General features: G+C 71.8%; 12 protein-coding genes. 10 read left to right on the top strand and 2 right to left on the bottom strand.

The window, feature by feature from the left end:
• Positions 1–82 precede the first annotated feature (82 nt).
• Together uvrA and ABTY59_RS13835 are read left to right on the top strand one after the other, a co-directional pair.
• The gene (uvrA, locus tag ABTY59_RS13830; RefSeq protein ID WP_352019126.1) at positions 83–3,130 is read left to right on the top strand and encodes an excinuclease ABC subunit UvrA; all 3,048 of its coding nucleotides are present in this window, start codon (positions 83–85) and stop codon (positions 3,128–3,130) included.
• 157 nt (positions 3,131–3,287) lie between these two features.
• Positions 3,288–3,728 (top strand): Rieske (2Fe-2S) protein, encoded by a 441-nt coding sequence (locus tag ABTY59_RS13835; protein WP_352019127.1) that lies wholly within the window; start codon positions 3,288–3,290, stop codon positions 3,726–3,728.
• A 157-nt stretch (positions 3,729–3,885) separates the two neighbouring features.
• On the opposite strand, the gene ABTY59_RS13840 is transcribed toward ABTY59_RS13835, so the two are convergent.
• Complete coding sequence (locus tag ABTY59_RS13840; protein WP_352019128.1) at positions 3,886–4,812, bottom strand: hypothetical protein; 927 nt, start codon at positions 4,810–4,812, stop codon at positions 3,886–3,888.
• A 237-nt stretch (positions 4,813–5,049) separates the two neighbouring features.
• On the opposite strand from ABTY59_RS13840, the gene ABTY59_RS13845 reads away from it, so the two are divergent.
• The gene (locus ABTY59_RS13845; RefSeq protein WP_352019129.1) at positions 5,050–5,667 is read left to right on the top strand and encodes a papain-like cysteine protease family protein; all 618 of its coding nucleotides are present in this window, start codon (positions 5,050–5,052) and stop codon (positions 5,665–5,667) included.
• Complete coding sequence (locus ABTY59_RS13850; protein WP_502995363.1) at positions 5,664–6,428, top strand: hypothetical protein; 765 nt, start codon at positions 5,664–5,666, stop codon at positions 6,426–6,428. Before ABTY59_RS13845 ends, ABTY59_RS13850 begins: the two co-directional genes overlap by 4 nt.
• A 27-nt stretch (positions 6,429–6,455) precedes the next feature.
• On the opposite strand, the gene ABTY59_RS13855 is transcribed toward ABTY59_RS13850, so the two are convergent.
• Complete coding sequence (locus ABTY59_RS13855; RefSeq protein ID WP_352019130.1) at positions 6,456–7,208, bottom strand: SDR family NAD(P)-dependent oxidoreductase; 753 nt, start codon at positions 7,206–7,208, stop codon at positions 6,456–6,458.
• Positions 7,209–7,266: 58 nt separating this feature from the next.
• Between ABTY59_RS13855 and uvrC the strand changes: the two genes are divergently transcribed.
• From uvrC to gap, 6 genes are all read left to right on the top strand, one after another.
• On the top strand, positions 7,267–9,267 hold the full coding sequence (uvrC, locus tag ABTY59_RS13860; protein WP_352019131.1) for an excinuclease ABC subunit UvrC: 2,001 nt from the start codon (positions 7,267–7,269) through the stop codon (positions 9,265–9,267).
• Complete coding sequence (gene rapZ / locus ABTY59_RS13865; protein ID WP_352019132.1) at positions 9,264–10,226, top strand: RNase adapter RapZ; 963 nt, start codon at positions 9,264–9,266, stop codon at positions 10,224–10,226. Before uvrC ends, rapZ begins: the two co-directional genes overlap by 4 nt.
• Entirely contained in the window at positions 10,223–11,257 is a 1,035-nt protein-coding gene (locus ABTY59_RS13870) for a gluconeogenesis factor YvcK family protein (protein WP_352019133.1), read from the top strand. Before rapZ ends, ABTY59_RS13870 begins: the two co-directional genes overlap by 4 nt.
• Positions 11,248–12,237, top strand: a complete 990-nt coding sequence (gene whiA / locus ABTY59_RS13875; protein WP_030205188.1) for a DNA-binding protein WhiA — start codon at positions 11,248–11,250, stop codon at positions 12,235–12,237. Before ABTY59_RS13870 ends, whiA begins: the two co-directional genes overlap by 10 nt.
• A gap of 167 nt (positions 12,238–12,404) precedes the next feature.
• Positions 12,405–15,353, top strand: a complete 2,949-nt coding sequence (locus tag ABTY59_RS13880; protein WP_352019134.1) for a M14 family metallopeptidase — start codon at positions 12,405–12,407, stop codon at positions 15,351–15,353.
• 217 nt (positions 15,354–15,570) lie between these two features.
• Positions 15,571–16,581, top strand: a complete 1,011-nt coding sequence (gene gap / locus ABTY59_RS13885; protein ID WP_352019135.1) for a type I glyceraldehyde-3-phosphate dehydrogenase — start codon at positions 15,571–15,573, stop codon at positions 16,579–16,581.
• Positions 16,582–16,678 lie beyond the last annotated feature (97 nt).

Here is a 16,678-nt window from a genome sequence, read left to right on the forward strand (position 1 = left end):
ATAGGCTCGACGGAAGCATCCGGCATCCTTGGTTGTTGGGTGTGTCAGGACATCCGCTCTCTCAAGAAAGGTGCGGACCGGCGTGGCCGACCGTCTCATCGTCCGTGGCGCTCGCGAGCACAACCTCAAGAACGTCTCGCTCGACCTCCCGCGTGACTCCCTCATCGTCTTCACCGGGCTCTCGGGGTCGGGCAAGTCCTCCCTCGCGTTCGACACGATCTTCGCCGAGGGGCAGCGCCGGTACGTCGAGTCGCTCTCCTCGTACGCCCGGCAGTTCCTCGGCCAGATGGACAAGCCGGACGTCGACTTCATCGAGGGCCTCTCGCCCGCCGTCTCCATCGACCAGAAGTCGACCTCGCGCAACCCGCGCTCGACGGTCGGCACCATCACGGAGGTCTACGACTACCTCCGCCTGCTCTTCGCCCGCATCGGCAAGCCGCACTGTCCCGAGTGCCGCCGCCCCATCTCCCGCCAGTCGCCGCAGGCCATCGTCGACAAGGTCCTGGAGCTCCCCGAGGGCAGCCGCTTCCAGGTGCTCTCCCCGCTCGTGCGCGAGCGCAAGGGCGAGTTCGTCGACCTCTTCGCCGACCTCCAGACCAAGGGCTACAGCCGCGCCCGGGTCGACGGCCAGACGATCCAGCTCAGCGAGCCGCCGACGCTGAAGAAGCAGGAGAAGCACACGATCGAGGTGGTCGTCGACCGCCTCACCGTGAAGGACAGCGCCAAGCGCCGGCTCACCGACTCCGTCGAGACCGCGCTCGGGCTCTCCGGCGGCATGGTCGTGCTCGACTTCGTCGACCTCGCGGAGGACGACCCCGAGCGCGAGAAGATGTACTCGGAGCACCTCTACTGCCCGTACGACGACCTGTCGTTCGAGGAGCTGGAGCCCCGCTCCTTCTCCTTCAACTCGCCCTTCGGCGCCTGCCCGGACTGCACCGGCATCGGCACGCGCATGGAGGTCGACCCGGAGCTGATCGTCCCCGACGAGGACAAGTCCCTCGACGAGGGCGCCATCCACCCCTGGTCGCACGGCCACACCAAGGAGTACTTCGGCCGGCTCATCGGCGGACTCTCCCAGGCCCTCGGCTTCCGCACGGACATCCCGTACGCCGGACTGCCGCAGCGCGCCAAGAAGGCCCTGATGCACGGCCACAAGACCCAGGTCGAGGTCCGCTACCGGAACCGGTACGGACGCGAGCGGGCGTACACCACCCCGGCCTTCGAGGGCGCCGTCTCCTTCGTGAAGCGGCGGCACACCGAGGCGGAGAGCGACTCCAGCCGCGAGCGCTTCGAGGGCTACATGCGCGAGGTGCCCTGCCCCACCTGCGAGGGCACCCGCCTCAAGCCGATCGTCCTCGCGGTCACGGTCATGGACCGGTCCATCGCCGAGGTCTCCGCGATGTCGATCAGCGACTGCGCCGAGTTCCTCTCCCGCCTCACGCTCAACGCCCGGGACAAGAAGATCGCCGAGCGGGTCCTCAAGGAGGTCAACGAGCGACTGCGCTTCCTCGTCGACGTCGGCCTCGACTACCTCTCGCTCAACCGGGCGGCGGGCACCCTCTCCGGCGGCGAGGCCCAGCGCATCCGGCTCGCCACCCAGATCGGCTCCGGCCTGGTCGGCGTGCTCTACGTGCTCGACGAGCCGTCCATCGGTCTCCACCAGCGCGACAACCACCGGCTGATCGAGACGCTGGTCCGGCTCCGGGACATGGGCAACACGCTCATCGTCGTCGAGCACGACGAGGACACCATCAAGGTCGCCGACTGGGTCGTCGACATCGGCCCGGGCGCCGGCGAGCACGGCGGCAAGGTCGTCCACTCCGGCTCCCTGAAGGAGCTCCTCGCCAACGAGGAGTCGATGACCGGGCAGTACCTGTCCGGCCGCAGGGTGATCGCCACCCCGGACATCCGGCGCCCGGTCGACCCCGGCCGCCGGCTGACCGTGCACGGGGCCCGCGAGAACAACCTGCGGGACATCGACGTCTCCTTCCCGCTGGGCGTCCTCACCGCGGTCACCGGAGTCTCCGGCTCCGGCAAGTCGACCCTGGTCAACGACATCCTCTACACGCACCTGGCGCGCGAGCTGAACGGCGCCAAGTCGGTGCCCGGACGCCACACGCGCGTGGACGGCGACGACCTCGTCGACAAGGTCGTGCACGTCGACCAGTCCCCGATCGGCCGCACCCCGCGGTCGAACCCGGCGACGTACACCGGCGTCTTCGACCACGTCCGCAAGCTCTTCGCGGAGACGATGGAGGCCAAGGTCCGGGGCTACCTGCCCGGCCGCTTCTCCTTCAACGTCAAGGGCGGCCGCTGCGAGAACTGCTCCGGCGACGGCACGATCAAGATCGAGATGAACTTCCTCCCGGACGTCTACGTCCCGTGCGAGGTCTGCCACGGCGACCGGTACAACCGGGAGACCCTGGAGGTCCACTACAAGGGCAAGTCCATCGCCGAAGTCCTGAACATGCCGATCGAGGAGGCCCTCGACTTCTTCGAGGCCGTCCCGACCATCGCCCGGCACCTGCGCACGCTCAACGAGGTCGGACTCGGATACGTCCGCCTCGGCCAGTCGGCGCCGACGCTCTCCGGCGGCGAGGCGCAGCGCGTCAAGCTCGCCTCCGAGCTCCAGAAGCGCTCGACGGGCCGCACGGTCTACGTGCTCGACGAGCCGACCACGGGCCTCCACTTCGAGGACATCTCGAAGCTGATCAAGGTCCTGTCCAACCTGGTCGACAAGGGCAACTCGGTGATCGTCATCGAGCACAACCTCGATGTCATCAAGACCGCGGACTGGGTCGTGGACATGGGCCCCGAAGGCGGCAGCGGCGGCGGTCTGGTGGTCGCCGAGGGCACCCCCGAGGAGGTCGCCTCGGTCCCGGCGAGCCACACCGGCAAGTTCCTCCGCGAGATCCTCGGCGCCGAGCGGATCAGCGACGCCGCCGGGACGATTCCGGCGGCGCGCGGCACCAGGAAGGCGGCGAAGGCCCCGGCCAGGAAGGCCGCCGCGAAGAAGGCCGTCACGAAGCAGGCCGCCACCGAGGCGACGGCCACGAAGGCGACGGCGAAGCGGGCCACCGCGGCCAAGGCCACCGCCAAGAAGGCCACGGCCCGGACCCGCAAGGCGTGAGGTCCCGGCAGGGCCCCCGACGGGGGCCCTGCCCGGCACCCGCGCGAGGGGCCCGTGCGAGGCTCCGGGCCCGCCCGAAGGCGCGGGAGGGGCCGCCGGTATCGTCGGTTCGGTCACCCCTGGGGTGTCTTGTCCCCGATCTCACCGTGGAGCGCTCATGTCCGGCCAGTCCAGCCGCCGCACCGTACTGAAGGGCGCGGCGCTCGCCGGAGCCGCAGGGCTGGGCGTCGCCGCCTGCTCCACCGAGTCCAAGCTCGGCCACGCCCAGGTCCCGACCCCGACCGCCCCCGTCGCGCTCGGCGCCCCCGACGAGGTCCCGGTCGGCGGCTCCAAGCTCTACCGCGAGCAGCGGCTCGTCGTCAGCTGCCCGGCCAAGGGCCAGTACAAGGCCTTCAGCGCCCAGTGCACCCACGCCGGCTGCGTCCTCGACAAGGTCGAGGAGAACGAGGGCAACTGCCCCTGCCACGGGAGCCGCTTCGACGTGACGACCGGCAAGGCGCTCCACGGCCCCGCCACCGTCCCGCTCCCCGAGGTCCCGATCCGCGTCGAGGACGGCAAGCTGGTCGCAGGCCCCGAGGCGGCGGCCCCCAAGGCCTGAGGCCTCGCTCCGGGGCCCAGGCCCGGGTCCTCAGGGCCCGCCCCAGGGTCCCTGAGACGGACGTGCGCCGCCCGGGTCCTCAGGGCCCGCCCCCGGTTCCCCTCAGACGGACGTGCGCCGCCCGGGTCCTCAGGGCCCGCCCCCGGTTCCCCACGCCTCACGCCCAGTCCCAGTCGATCCCCAGGATCCCCGGGCGTACCCCCTGCTCCACGACGTGCACCGTGCGGTGCCGGCCGCTCAGGGTCAGCTCCGCGCGGCCGCCGCGCGGCGCCCCCGCCGAGGCCTGCGCGAACCTCCGGCACCGCACCGGGAGCGCCGCCTCGTCGAAGCGGACCTGGAGCACGTACTGTCCGCCCCCGAAGCTGAACCCGCGCACGTACTCCCCGCTCGGCCCCGCCGTACCGTCCTCGAAGCCGTACGAGAACAGGTACGTGTCCCCGGCCCGCAGCCGCGCGTCGAAGAGCAGCTCAGCGACCAGCACGCCCGTCCCCGCGTGCCACCGCACCCGCCCCGTCCGGCAGTTCTCCACCGCCCGCACCACCACCCGGGACGGGTCGCAGCCCGGGTCCCCGTGGTGGATGGCGAGGTAGCGGTCCACACCGTCCCGGTGCGCCCGCACCACGTGCTGCGACTCCCGCCCCACCAGCTCCCGCGCCGCCCCGATCCGCACCCGCTCGTGGTGCCCCACCGTGTGCAGCCCGCCGTCCGCCGGGGACTCCAGCTCCGCGAGCAGTTCCTCGACCGAGCCGGAGGCCTCCACGAGCGAGCGGTACGAGCGGCCCGCCGGGCGCTCCACATCGGAACGGGCGGTGTCTCCCGTCAGCAGCCGCAGCAGTGAGTTCCCGGGCAGCTGGAGCACCTCCTCCAGGGCCCGGACGGCCTTCAGCGACTCCGGCCGCTGCGGACGGCGGGCGCCCTGCTGCCAGTAGCTCAGGCTCGTCACCCCGACCTTGACGCCCCGGTGCGCGAGATGGTGCTGGACCCGCTGGAGCGGCAGCCCGCGCACGGCCAGCGCGGTGCGCAGCGCCAGATGGAAGGGACCGGTGTGCAGCAACTGCGCCAGATCGGCCTCGGTGGGGCTCACGAGGACTCCTCAGTGAACGTTCACGGTGGGGGCACGGACCGTCGTGCCGCGTGGGGAGCGCGGGCAGGTGGGCCGTGGGTGTCCGTTCACACCCGGGTCACACCGTTCACAGTCCGATGTCACCCCGCATTGAAGCGTGTTGACCCGTTCCGGACAACGGCCGATGCTCCTGACCAGCGTCCGGACGCGATCCTCCACCCCCCACATCCCCACCCCCCCACCCCTGGGAGGAACGCGATGCGCAGAAGCAAGACGAAGCTCGCGGCACTCGCCGCTGCCGCCCTCTTCCTCGTCCCCACGACCGCCGCCACCGCCACCGCGGCGCCCGCCGCACCCGTCGCCGTCCCCGCGCCCGCCGGCGCGGACTCCGCCCTCGCCTCCAAGCGCCTGAACATCACCATGCAGGCCCAGCAGAAGACCAACTGGTGCTGGGCGGCCAGCGGCAACACCATCGCCACCTGGTACGGCCGGAACTACAGCCAGAACCAGTTCTGCAACGCCGCCTTCGACCGCCGGCAGGGCTACGACTGCCCCAACTGGCAGGCCACGCTCGGCAACGTCCAGACCGGACTGAGCTGGGCCGGCATCAGCCCCGGCTCGTACGTCGACGGCTGGCTGCGCTACTCGACCGTCCAGACCGAGATCAACGCCGACCGGCCCGTGGAGACGCGCATCCAGTGGTCGAGCGGCGGCGGCCACATGCACGTGATCTACGGCTACGACGACGCCGACAGCTGGGTCTACTGGGGCGACCCCTGGCCCTCCAGCGACCGCTACAACTGGGCCTCGCACGCCTGGTACGTCGACAACAGCTCGTTCTCCTGGACCCACTCGCTCTACCGGATCGGGGCGTGACGACGATGAGGACCCCACGGACCGCCGCCGCGATCGGCCTGCTGACCACGCTCGTCGCCCTCGGGGCGCTCCCGGCGTCCGCCGCCGAGGGGCTCCCGCCCGCACCGACCCCCGAGAAGGCCGCCTCCGCGCCGCAGACCCTGGACACCCTGTCCCGGTTCTTCGCCCGCGACGGCGCCCTCGCCCGCACGGCGGCCGCGCCGCGCGTCGAAGGCGCCTCCGTGCCGGTACGGATCCTCTCCCCGGACTTCGTCGCCGGAAAGCCCGGTGCGCCGGTCGCCCGCGTCGAGTTCCGCGCGAGCAGGGCCGTCGCCTCGGACGGACAGAAGGCCTCGCTGTGGACGGTGAAGCAGCCGGGCGGCTGGCAGGTGGTGAACATCGCCACCGGCGACGACGAGATCCGCTACGCCGAGCAGGGCGGCGGCGGTCTCGTCTTCCGCGAGCCGCAGATCGACGCGTGGTACGTCCAGAAGGGCACGAAGGTGCTGCCGCTGGACGAGGACGCGGTACGCGCCGTCGGCCGCGACGGGACGACCCTCGCGGCGTACCGGGAGCGGGTCGCCCGGGCGTACGGCGACAAGCTGCCGGGCTCCGCGTACGCGCGGAAGGGGGCGGCCGGGGGGTACGAGGTGTCCGCGCCGGCGCCCGAGGCCGCGAGGGGCGGCACGATGACGGCGGGCGCGGGGCTGGTGGCGCTGGGCCTCGCGGCCACGGTGCTGGTACGCCGCCGCCGCTCCCGACGCGCCGACCCGCTCGCCTAGGACACGGACACCCAGGACACGGACGCCTTACTGCGCCAGATAACCCCCGTCCACGGCCAGTACCGCGCCCGTGATGAAGGACGCCTCGTCCGAGGACAGGAACAGGATCGCCGCCGCCACCTCCTCCGGGGTGCCGAAGCGGCGCATCGGGTGGGCCCCGAGGACCTCCGCGAGGTACTCGGGGCCGCCCGGCTCCCCGCGCGCGGCGACCACCCGCTCGGTCTCGATCGTGCCGGGCGCGACCGCGTTGACGCGGATGCCGCGCGCGGCCCACTCCACCGCCAGGTGCTTCGTCAGCCCCGTCGCCACGAACTTCGCCGGACCGTAGACCGCCTGCCGGGCCTGGCCGGCCACGCCCGAGATCGACGAGGTGCACACGATGGCCCCGCCGCCCGAGACGAGCATGGCCTCGATGGCGTACTTGCAGGTCAGGAACATGCCGCGGCCGTCGACGGCCATCACCCGGTCGAAGTCCGAGCCCTCCGCCTCGGTGACGGAGAGCAGCGGGATCACGCCCGCGTTCGCCACCAGGACGTCCAGCCGTCCGAAGCGCTCCACCGCCGTGCCGATCATCCGCCGCGCGTCCTCCTCCCGGGAGACGTCGCCGACCACCGGGGTCACGCCCCCGAGGGTCGCGAGGCGGTCCGCGTCGACGTCCGCGGCCACCACCCGAGCCCCCTCCCGCAGGAAGCGTTCCGTCGTCGCCCGGCCGATCCCGCTCGCCGCGCCGGTGATCACGCACACCCGGTCCGCCAGCCGTCCTGAAGTGTCCTGAGCCATGCCCGGCCAACGAGCGTGCCCGCTCTGAGTGTCGGTGTCCGCCAGTAGGGTGGGGAACATGGCAGACCCCTCCAGCTACCGCCCCAAGCCGGGGCAGATCCCCGACTCCCCGGGGGTCTACAAGTTCCGCGACGAGCACCGTCGGGTGATCTACGTCGGGAAGGCGAAGTCCCTGCGCCAGCGGCTGGCGAACTACTTCCAGCCGCTCGCGAGCCTGCACCCGCGCACGGCCACCATGGTGACGACGGCCGCCTCCGTGGAGTGGACGGTGGTGTCCACCGAGGTCGAGGCGCTGCAGCTGGAGTACTCCTGGATCAAGGAGTTCGACCCCCGGTTCAACGTGAAGTACCGGGACGACAAGAGCTATCCCTACCTCGCCGTCACGATGAACGAGGAGTTCCCGCGCGTCCAGGTCATGCGCGGCCACAAGAAGAAGGGCGTGCGCTACTTCGGGCCGTACGCGCACGCGTGGGCGATCCGCGAGACCGTCGACCTGATGCTGCGGGTGTTCCCCGTCCGGACGTGCTCGGCGGGCGTCTTCCGGAACGCGGCCTCCGCCGGACGGCCCTGCCTCCTCGGCTACATCGGCAAGTGCTCGGCGCCCTGCGTCGGCCGCGTCACGCCCGAGGAGCACCGCGAACTGGCGGAGGACTTCAGCGACTTCATGGCCGGCCGCACCGGCACGTACATCCGCCGGCTCGAGAAGCAGATGATGGTCGCGGCCGAGGACATGGAGTACGAGAAGGCCGCCCGGCTCCGCGACGACATAGAGGCCCTCCGCAAGGCCATGGAGAAGAACGCGGTGGTCCTCGCCGACGCCACCGACGCGGACCTGATCGCCCTCGCCGAGGACGAGCTGGAGGCCGCCGTCCAGATCTTCCACGTGCGCGGCGGACGCGTCCGGGGCCAGCGCGGCTGGGTCACGGACAAGGTCGAGGCCGTCGACACGGCGGGACTCGTGGAGCACGCGCTCCAGCAGCTGTACGGCGAGGAGAGCGGCGACGCGGTCCCCAAGGAGGTCCTGGTCCCGGCGCTCCCCGAGGACACGGAGGCGGTCTCGGCCTGGCTCTCCGGCCGCCGCGGCTCCCTCGTCTCGCTGCGCGTGCCGCAGCGCGGCGACAAGAAGGACCTGATGGAGACGGTCGCGCGCAACGCCCAGCAGGCGCTCGTGCTGCACAAGACCAAGCGGGCCAGCGACCTCACCACCCGCTCGCGGGCCCTGGAGGAGATCGCCGAGGCCCTGGACCTGGACTCGGCGCCGCTGCGGATCGAGTGCTTCGACATCTCGCACCTCCAGGGCGAGGACGTCGTCGCCTCGATGGTCGTCTTCGAGGACGGGCTGCCCCGCAAGAGCGAGTACCGCCGCTTCCAGATCAAGGGCTTCGAGGGCCAGGACGACGTCCGGTCCATGCACGAGGTGATCAGCCGGCGCTTCAAGCGCTACCTGGCCGAGAAGGACCGCACGGGGGAGTGGGGCGCCCTCGCGGAGGGGGAGGCCGGCGGCGAGGTCCCCGTCGACGACGCCCAGGACGACGGGCGGCCCAAGCGCTTCGCCTACCCGCCGCAGCTCGTCGTCGTCGACGGCGGGCAGCCGCAGGTCGCGGCGGCCCGCCGCGCCCTCGACGAGCTCGGCATCGACGACGTCGCGGTCTGCGGCCTCGCCAAACGCCTGGAGGAGGTCTGGCTGCCCGGCGAGGACGACCCCGTGGTGCTGCCCCGCTCCAGCGAGGGCCTCTATCTGCTCCAGCGGGTGCGTGACACGGCTCACGACTTCGCCATCCGCTACCAGCGGTCCAAGCGGACCAAACGCCTCCGGACCAGCCCGCTCGACGCCGTCCCCGGCCTCGGCGACGCGCGCAAGCAGGCCTTGATCAAGCATTTCGGCTCGGTGAAGCGGCTGCGGCAGGCGACAATCGAGCAGATCTGTGAGGTCCCCGGCTTCGGCCGGAAGACCGCGGAGGCGGTCGCCGTGGCCCTGGCCCAGGCGGCCCCCGCCGCACCCGCCGTGAACACGGCCACAGGAGAGATCATGGAAGACGACGGGGGCGCCACCGCATGACCGAGCACCACACGCACGACGAGCACGACCGAGAAGACGGAGCAGGACACGTGAGTACGGGCACGAAGGAGACCCCCGGCGACAACGGCGCCGAGGCGGCCATTCCCGAGCTGGTGATCATCTCCGGCATGTCCGGAGCCGGCCGGTCCACCGCGGCGAAGTGTCTGGAGGACCTCGGCTGGTTCGTCGTGGACAACCTGCCGCCCGCGCTGATCCCCACCATGGTGGAGCTCGGCGCCCGCTCCCAGGGCAACGTCGCGCGGATCGCCGTCGTCGTCGACGTCCGCGGCCGGCAGTTCTTCGACAACCTCCGGGAGTCCCTCGCCGACCTGGACGCCAAGCAGGTCACCCGCCGGATCGTCTTCCTGGAGTCCTCCGACGAGGCCCTGGTCCGGCGCTTCGAGTCGGTCCGCAGGCCGCACCCGCTCCAGGGCGACGGCCGCATCACCGACGGCATCGCCGCCGAGCGCGACCTGCTGCGCGAGCTGCGCGGCGACGCCGACCTGGTGATCGACACCTCCAGCCTGAACGTCCACGAGCTGCGCGCCAAGATGGACGCCCAGTTCGCCGGCGACGAGGAGCCCGAGCTCAGGGCCACCGTGATGTCCTTCGGCTTCAAGTACGGCCTGCCGGTCGACGCCGACCTCGTCGTCGACATGCGCTTCCTGCCGAACCCGCACTGGGTCCCCGAGCTGCGCCCCTTCACCGGCCTCAACGAGGAGGTGTCGAACTACGTCTACAACCAGCCCGGTGCCAAGGAGTTCCTGGACCGCTACACCGAGCTGCTCCAGCTGATCGCCGCGGGCTACCGCCGCGAGGGCAAGCGGTACGTGACCATCGCCGTGGGCTGCACGGGCGGCAAGCACCGCTCCGTCGCCACCGCCGAGCGCCTCGCCGCCCGCCTGGCCTCCGAAGGGGTCGAGACCGTCGTCGTCCACCGGGACATGGGGCGCGAGTGAAGCCGTACCGTCGGCGTACGTCCACCCTCTCGGTGCGGCGTACGCTCCGCAGGCGCGGCGCCCAGCCGAAGGTGGTCGCGCTCGGCGGCGGCATGGGCCTGTCGGCCTCCCTCGCCGCGCTGCGCCGGATCACCGGCGACCTCACCGCCGTGGTCACCGTCGCCGACGACGGGGGCTCCAGCGGCCGGCTCCGGGAGGAGCTCGGCGTGCTCCCCCCGGGCGACCTGCGCAAGGCGCTCGCCGCGCTCTGCGGCGACGACGACTGGGGCCAGACCTGGGCCCGGGTCATCCAGCACCGCTTCCAGTCCAAGGGCGAGATCAACGGCCACGCCGTGGGCAACCTGCTGATCGTCGCGCTCTGGGAGCAGCTCGGCGACCCCGTGCAGGCCCTCGACCTGGTCGGCCGGCTGCTCGGTGCCCAGGGCCGGGTGCTGCCCATGTCGGCCGTGCCCCTGGAGCTCCAGGCGCTGGTCAAGGGGCACGACCCGGAGCGTCCGGACGACGTGGACACCGTGGCGGGCCAGGCGACCGTGGCACTCACCCCGGGCGAGGTGCAGTCCGTGCACCTGGTGCCGCACGACCCGCCGGCCGTGCCGGAGGCGGTCGCGGCGGTCCTGGACGCGGACTGGGTGGTCCTCGGTCCCGGCTCCTGGTTCTCCTCGGTGATCCCGCACCTCCTGGTCCCCGAGCTCCTCGACGCCCTGGTCGAGACGAAGGCCCGGAAGGTCCTCTCGCTGAACCTCGCGCCGCAGCCCGGAGAAACCGAGGGCTTCTCCCCGCAGCGTCATTTGGAGGTTTTGGGACGACACGCCCCTAAACTCGCCCTGGACGTGGTGCTGGCCGACGAGGCCGCCGTGCCCGACGTGTCAGCCCGGGAGCCCCTCGCCGACGCCGCCAAGCGGCTCGGTGCGGCGGTCGAGCTGGCGCCGGTGGCCCGGCCCGACGGCTCCGCGAAGCATGACCCGGAGCTGTTGGCCGCCGCGTACGACCGTATTTTTCGGATGCATGGAAGGATCGGCCCATGGCGATGACGGCAGCGGTGAAGGACGAGATCTCCCGGCTTCCCGTCACCCGGACCTGCTGCAGGAAGGCAGAGGTCTCGTCGATCCTGCGGTTCGCGGGCGGGCTGCACCTGGTGAGCGGGCGCATCGTGATCGAGGCGGAGCTGGACACGGCGATGGCGGCCCGCCGCCTCAAGCGGGACATCCTGGAGATCTTCGGGCACAGCTCCGAGCTGATCGTGATGGCCCCCGGCGGTCTGCGGCGCGGCTCGCGCTTCGTGGTGCGGGTGGTGGCGGGCGGCGACCAGCTGGCCCGGCAGACGGGTCTCGTGGACGGCCGCGGCCGGCCCATCCGGGGCCTCCCCCCGCAGGTGGTCTCGGGCGCGACCTGCGACGCCGAGGCGGCCTGGCGGGGCGCGTTCCTCGCCCACGGTTCGCTGACCGAGCCCGGACGCTCCTCCTCCCTGGAGGTGACCTGCCCGGGACCGGAGGCCGCCCTCGCCCTGGTCGGCGCGGCCCGTCGGCTCTCCATCGCGGCGAAGGCCCGCGAGGTGCGCGGCGTGGACCGGGTCGTCGTCCGTGACGGCGACGCGATCGGCGCCCTGCTGACCCGGCTCGGCGCGCACGAGTCGGTGCTCGCCTGGGAGGAGCGGCGGATGCGGCGCGAGGTCCGCGCCACCGCCAACCGCCTGGCCAACTTCGACGACGCCAACCTGCGCCGCTCGGCCCGTGCCGCCGTCGCCGCGGGGGCCCGGGTGCAGCGCGCCCTGGAGATCCTCGGCGAGGAGGTGCCCGAGCACCTCGCCGCGGCCGGGCGGCTGCGCATGGAGCACAAGCAGGCCTCCCTGGAGGAGCTGGGCGCGCTCGCCGACCCGCCGCTGACCAAGGACGCGGTGGCCGGCCGGATCCGCCGGCTGCTCGCGATGGCCGACAAGCGGGCGCAGGACCTGGGGATCCCCGGGACCGAGTCCAACCTGACGGAGGAGCTGGACGACAGCCTCGTCGGCTGAGCCCGTACGGGAGAGTCGTACGGAAGCGTGAACTCCGGGCTGCCGGTGCCTTTCTGAGGCACCGGCAGCTTTTCTCGTACACCCGCGAGGCACCCTTGACAGGCCCATGAGTGCCCAAGAGCCTGGCGTCTGTTCGCCTTCGTGACAGACAACAGCAAGGGGGGCTCATGAGACGCAGAGCGAGATCGATCCTCGCCGCGGCTTCACTGCTGATCGCCGGAGTGGCGGCGGCACCCGTCGCCGGAGCGCAGCCGAACGACCGGGACGGCGGCGGCCTCTCCGTGTGGCGTGCCCAGGTCAGCCAGGAGCAGGTGCCCCTGCTCCTCGACGCCGGCGCCGACGCCCATGAACTCACCGAGCGCGTCCCGGCCAAGGGCTCCGCGACGGTCGAGCTCTTCCTCACCGCCCGGCAGGCCGGGCGGCTGCGCGGCCAGGGCGTCGAGATCACCGAGCACAGCATCGGCGCCCAGGCCGAGAAGCGGGTCGCCGCGGCCGGGGACGGCGTCTTCCGCCCGTACGGCGGCCCGAACGGCCTCAAGCAGGAGATCCTGGACACCGCGCGGGCCGACCCCGGGCTGACCAAGGTCGTCTCCCTCGGCAAGACCCTCAAGGGGCAGGACATCCTCGCCCTCAAGCTGACCAAGGGCGCCCAGCGCGTCAAGGACGGCTCGAAGCCCGCCACGCTGTACATGTCGAACCAGCACGCGCGCGAGTGGATCACCCCGGAGATGACCCGCCGGCTGATGCACCACTTCCTCGACAACTACGGCAAGGACCCGCGGATCACCCGGATCGTCGACACGACCGAGCTGTGGTTCGTGCTCTCCGCCAACCCCGACGGCTACGACTACACGCACGCCGACCCCGCCCACCGGCAGTGGCGGAAGAACCTCCGCGACAACGACGGCGACGGGAAGATCGGCGACGGCGACGGCGTCGACCTCAACCGCAACTTCGCCTACAAGTGGGGCTACGACAACGAGGGCTCGTCCCCCGACCCGGCGGACGAGACCTTCCGCGGCAAGACCGCCATGTCGGAGCCCGAGACCAGGGCCCTGGACGCCTTCCAGAAGCGCATCGGCTTCGCGTACGGCGTCAACTACCACTCGGCCGCGCAGCTGTTGCTGTACGGCGTGGGCTGGCAGGTCGCCACCGACACCCCCGACGACGTGGCCCTCAAGGCCCTCGCCGGCACCCCGCAGAACTCCGCCGTGCCCGGCTACCGCCCGCAGGTCTCCTCGGAGCTGTACATCACCAACGGCGAGGCGGACGGACACGCCGCCAACGTCAACGGGATGCAGATGTTCACCCCGGAGATGTCGACCTGCGCCACCGCCTCCCGCGTCGACCCGAACGACGCGTGGAACCCGGGCGACTGCGCCTCCGTCTTCACCTTCCCGGACGACGAGAAGCTGATCCAGGCCGAGTTCGCCAAGAACGTCCCCTTCGCGCTCGCCGTCGCCGAGACCACCGCCCACCCGGACCGGCCCGTCTCCCCGGTCGGCATCGACGCCCCCGACCTCACCCCCAAGACCTTCGCCACCTCCTACGCCCGCGGCGAGGAGCAGGAGGTCGCCGTCACCGCCCGCAAGTCGCTGCGCGCCAAGACCCTGAAGTACCGGATCAACGGCGGCCGCACCCACAGCGAGGGCCTGGAGGCCTGGAAGGGCGGCGAGACCTACGGCGGCGACGACAACCTCTACTTCGACGAGTACCGGGCCGAGGTCGAGGGCGCCCGTCCGGGCGACTCCGTCGAGGTCTGGTTCACCGCCCGCACCCGGGAGGGCCGGGCCACCGCCTCCGCCCCCTTCACGTACAAGGTGGCCGAGCGCCCGCGCGGCGACGTGCTCGTCCTCGCCGACGAGGGCGGCACCACCGCCGCCCGGCACACCGCCGCGTACGTGAAGGCGCTCGCCGACAACAAGCGCGGGGCCGCCGTGTGGGACGTCGCCACCCAGGGCGCCCCGGACGCCCTCGGCGTGCTCTCCCACTTCCGCACCGTCGTCTGGTACACCGGCGCCGAGCGCCCCGACGGCGCCGCCCAGCTGGCCGTCCGCGCCTACCTCAACGAGGGCGGCAAGCTCGTCAACGCCGGCGAGAAGTCCGGCGGACTCACCGAGGTCGGACTCGCGGAGACCAACGACTTCGCCCAGTACTACCTCGGCGCCTACCACCGCGCGGGCCTCAAGAACCCGCCCGCCTTCAGCGGCACGGGCGCGTTCGCGGGCACCGGCGCGAGCCTCGGCGCCGCCGACGCCAACCCGCTGGACAACGCGGGCGCGTACACCGTCACCTCGGACACCCTGAAGCCGAAGGACTTCCCGCAGTTCGCGAGCAGCGCCTCCGCCGGCGACTACCCGGGCGTCCGCACCCCCTTCGAACCCGCCGAGGGCTCCACCTTCGCGGCCGTCAAGCACGCCGACGACACCTGGGCCCGGCTCGCCAGGACCGTCGACCTCACCGGCGTCGCCGCCGCTTCGGGGCCGCGCCTGGACTTCCAGGTCAGCTACGACACCGAGCCCGGCTACGACAACCTCGTCATCGAGGCGCACACCGTCGGCCAGGACGACTGGACCACCCTGCCCGACCTCAACGGCGGCACCTCCGCCACGCCCCCGGCCGACTGCGGAGAGGGCTACTACGTCCGCGGCCACCCCTTCCTCGCCCACTACCTCACCGTCGGCGAGGACGGCTGCGCGCCCACCGGCACCACCGGCTCCTGGAACGCCTTCACCGGCCCCTCCAACGGCTGGCGGCAGGCCTCCGTCGACCTGAGCCCCTGGGCCGGCCGGAAGGTCGAGCTCGCCCTCTCGTACGTCTCCGACCCCGGCACGGGAGAGATGGGCGCCTTCGTCGACGACACCCGGCTCGTCACCGGGACCGGCACCGAGTCCGAGGGCTTCGAGACCTCCCTCGGCGCCTGGTCCACGCCGGGCGCCCCGGCCGGCAGCCCCGGCAACACCACCGACTGGACGCGCTCCGGAGCGCTCTTCCACTCCCAGGCGGCGGTCACCACCCGCGACACCGTCCTCCTCGGCTTCGGCCTGGAGCACGTGCCCGGCACGGCGGAGCGCGCACGGCTCCTCGGCCGCGCCCTCGCGGTGCTCCGGCGCTGACGGAGAGTAGTGGGGACAAAGGTCCCATGGCGGCCCGTACCCGTTGGTAGGTGCGGGTCGCCGGCCGTTCTCCCTCACTTTCCGGGCTCGTCCGGCTGCGCGGGATGTCACCCGGGGGCGGCCGGGGAGGTAGGGTCGTAAGCGGTCGGGGACATCCCAAAAAACAAAAATCTCGCCGGCGTCGATACACCGGCGTTCCTAACGAGGAGATCGGTTCGTGACGATCCGCGTAGGCATCAACGGCTTTGGCCGCATCGGCCGGAACTATTTCCGCGCGCTCCTTGAGCAGGGTGCGGCGATCGAGGTCGTGGCCGTCAACGACCTGGGTGACACCGCGACCACGGCCCACCTGCTGAAGTACGACACCATCCTGGGCCGCCTCAAGGCCGAGGTGTCCCACACCGCCGACACCATCACCGTCGACGGTCACACCATCAAGGTGCTGTCCGAGCGCGACCCGGCCGACATCCCCTGGGGCGACCTGGGCGTCGACATCGTCATCGAGTCGACCGGCATCTTCACCAAGAAGGCCGATGCCGCGAAGCACCTCGCCGGCGGCGCCAAGAAGGTCCTCATCTCGGCTCCGGCCACCGACGAGGACATCACCATCGTCATGGGCGTCAACCAGGACAAGTACGAGCCGGCGAAGCACGACGTCATCTCGAACGCGTCCTGCACCACGAACTGCGTCGCGCCGATGGCCAAGGTCCTCGACGAGAACTTCGGCATCGTCAAGGGCCTCATGACGACGGTCCACGCGTACACCAACGACCAGCGCATCCTGGACTTCCCGCACAAGGACCTGCGCCGCGCCCGCGCCGCCGCGGAGAACATCATCCCGACCACGACGGGCGCCGCCAAGGCCACCGCCCTGGTCCTGCCGCAGCTCAAGGGCAAGCTCGACGGCATCGCGATGCGCGTCCCGGTCCCGACCGGTTCGGCCACCGACCTCGTCGTCACCCTCGACCGCGAGGTCACCAAGGACGAGGTCAACGCCGCGTTCAAGAAGGCCGCCGACGACGGCGACCTGAAGGGCATCCTGTTCTACACCGAGGACCCGATCGTCTCCTCGGACATCGTCAGCGACCCGGCGTCGTGCACCTTCGACGCCTCCCTGACGATGGTCCAGGAAGGCAACACGGTCAAGATCCTCGGCTGGTACGACAACGAGTGGGGCTACTCCAACCGTCTCGTCGACCTCACCGTCTTCGTCGGCGGCCAGCTCTAAGCTTCAGGGCGGGTTTTTCGATGGGAGCAGGGCTCGGGCAGCGCAACGGTGCGCTGTGCGAGCCCTGTTTGTGTGCTCCACCGCGTACCAAGGAGTC

It is taken from the genome of Streptomyces sp. NPDC096079 (assembly GCF_040303145.1).
GTDB lineage: Bacteria > Actinomycetota > Actinomycetes > Streptomycetales > Streptomycetaceae > Streptomyces.

What these genes read in the sequence shown, in the direction of transcription:
- ABTY59_RS13835 (WP_352019127.1), top strand. Translation starts at nt 3,288, where the DNA reads ATGTCCGGCCAGTCCAGCCGCCGCACCGTACTGAAGGGCGCGGCGCTC.
- ABTY59_RS13845 (WP_352019129.1), top strand. Translation starts at nt 5,050, where the DNA reads ATGCGCAGAAGCAAGACGAAGCTCGCGGCACTCGCCGCTGCCGCCCTC.
- ABTY59_RS13855 (WP_352019130.1), bottom strand. Translation starts at nt 7,208, where the DNA reads ATGGCTCAGGACACTTCAGGACGGCTGGCGGACCGGGTGTGCGTGATC.
- uvrC (WP_352019131.1), top strand. Translation starts at nt 7,267, where the DNA reads ATGGCAGACCCCTCCAGCTACCGCCCCAAGCCGGGGCAGATCCCCGAC.
- rapZ (WP_352019132.1), top strand. Translation starts at nt 9,264, where the DNA reads ATGACCGAGCACCACACGCACGACGAGCACGACCGAGAAGACGGAGCA.
- whiA (WP_030205188.1), top strand. Translation starts at nt 11,248, where the DNA reads ATGGCGATGACGGCAGCGGTGAAGGACGAGATCTCCCGGCTTCCCGTC.
- ABTY59_RS13880 (WP_352019134.1), top strand. Translation starts at nt 12,405, where the DNA reads ATGAGACGCAGAGCGAGATCGATCCTCGCCGCGGCTTCACTGCTGATC.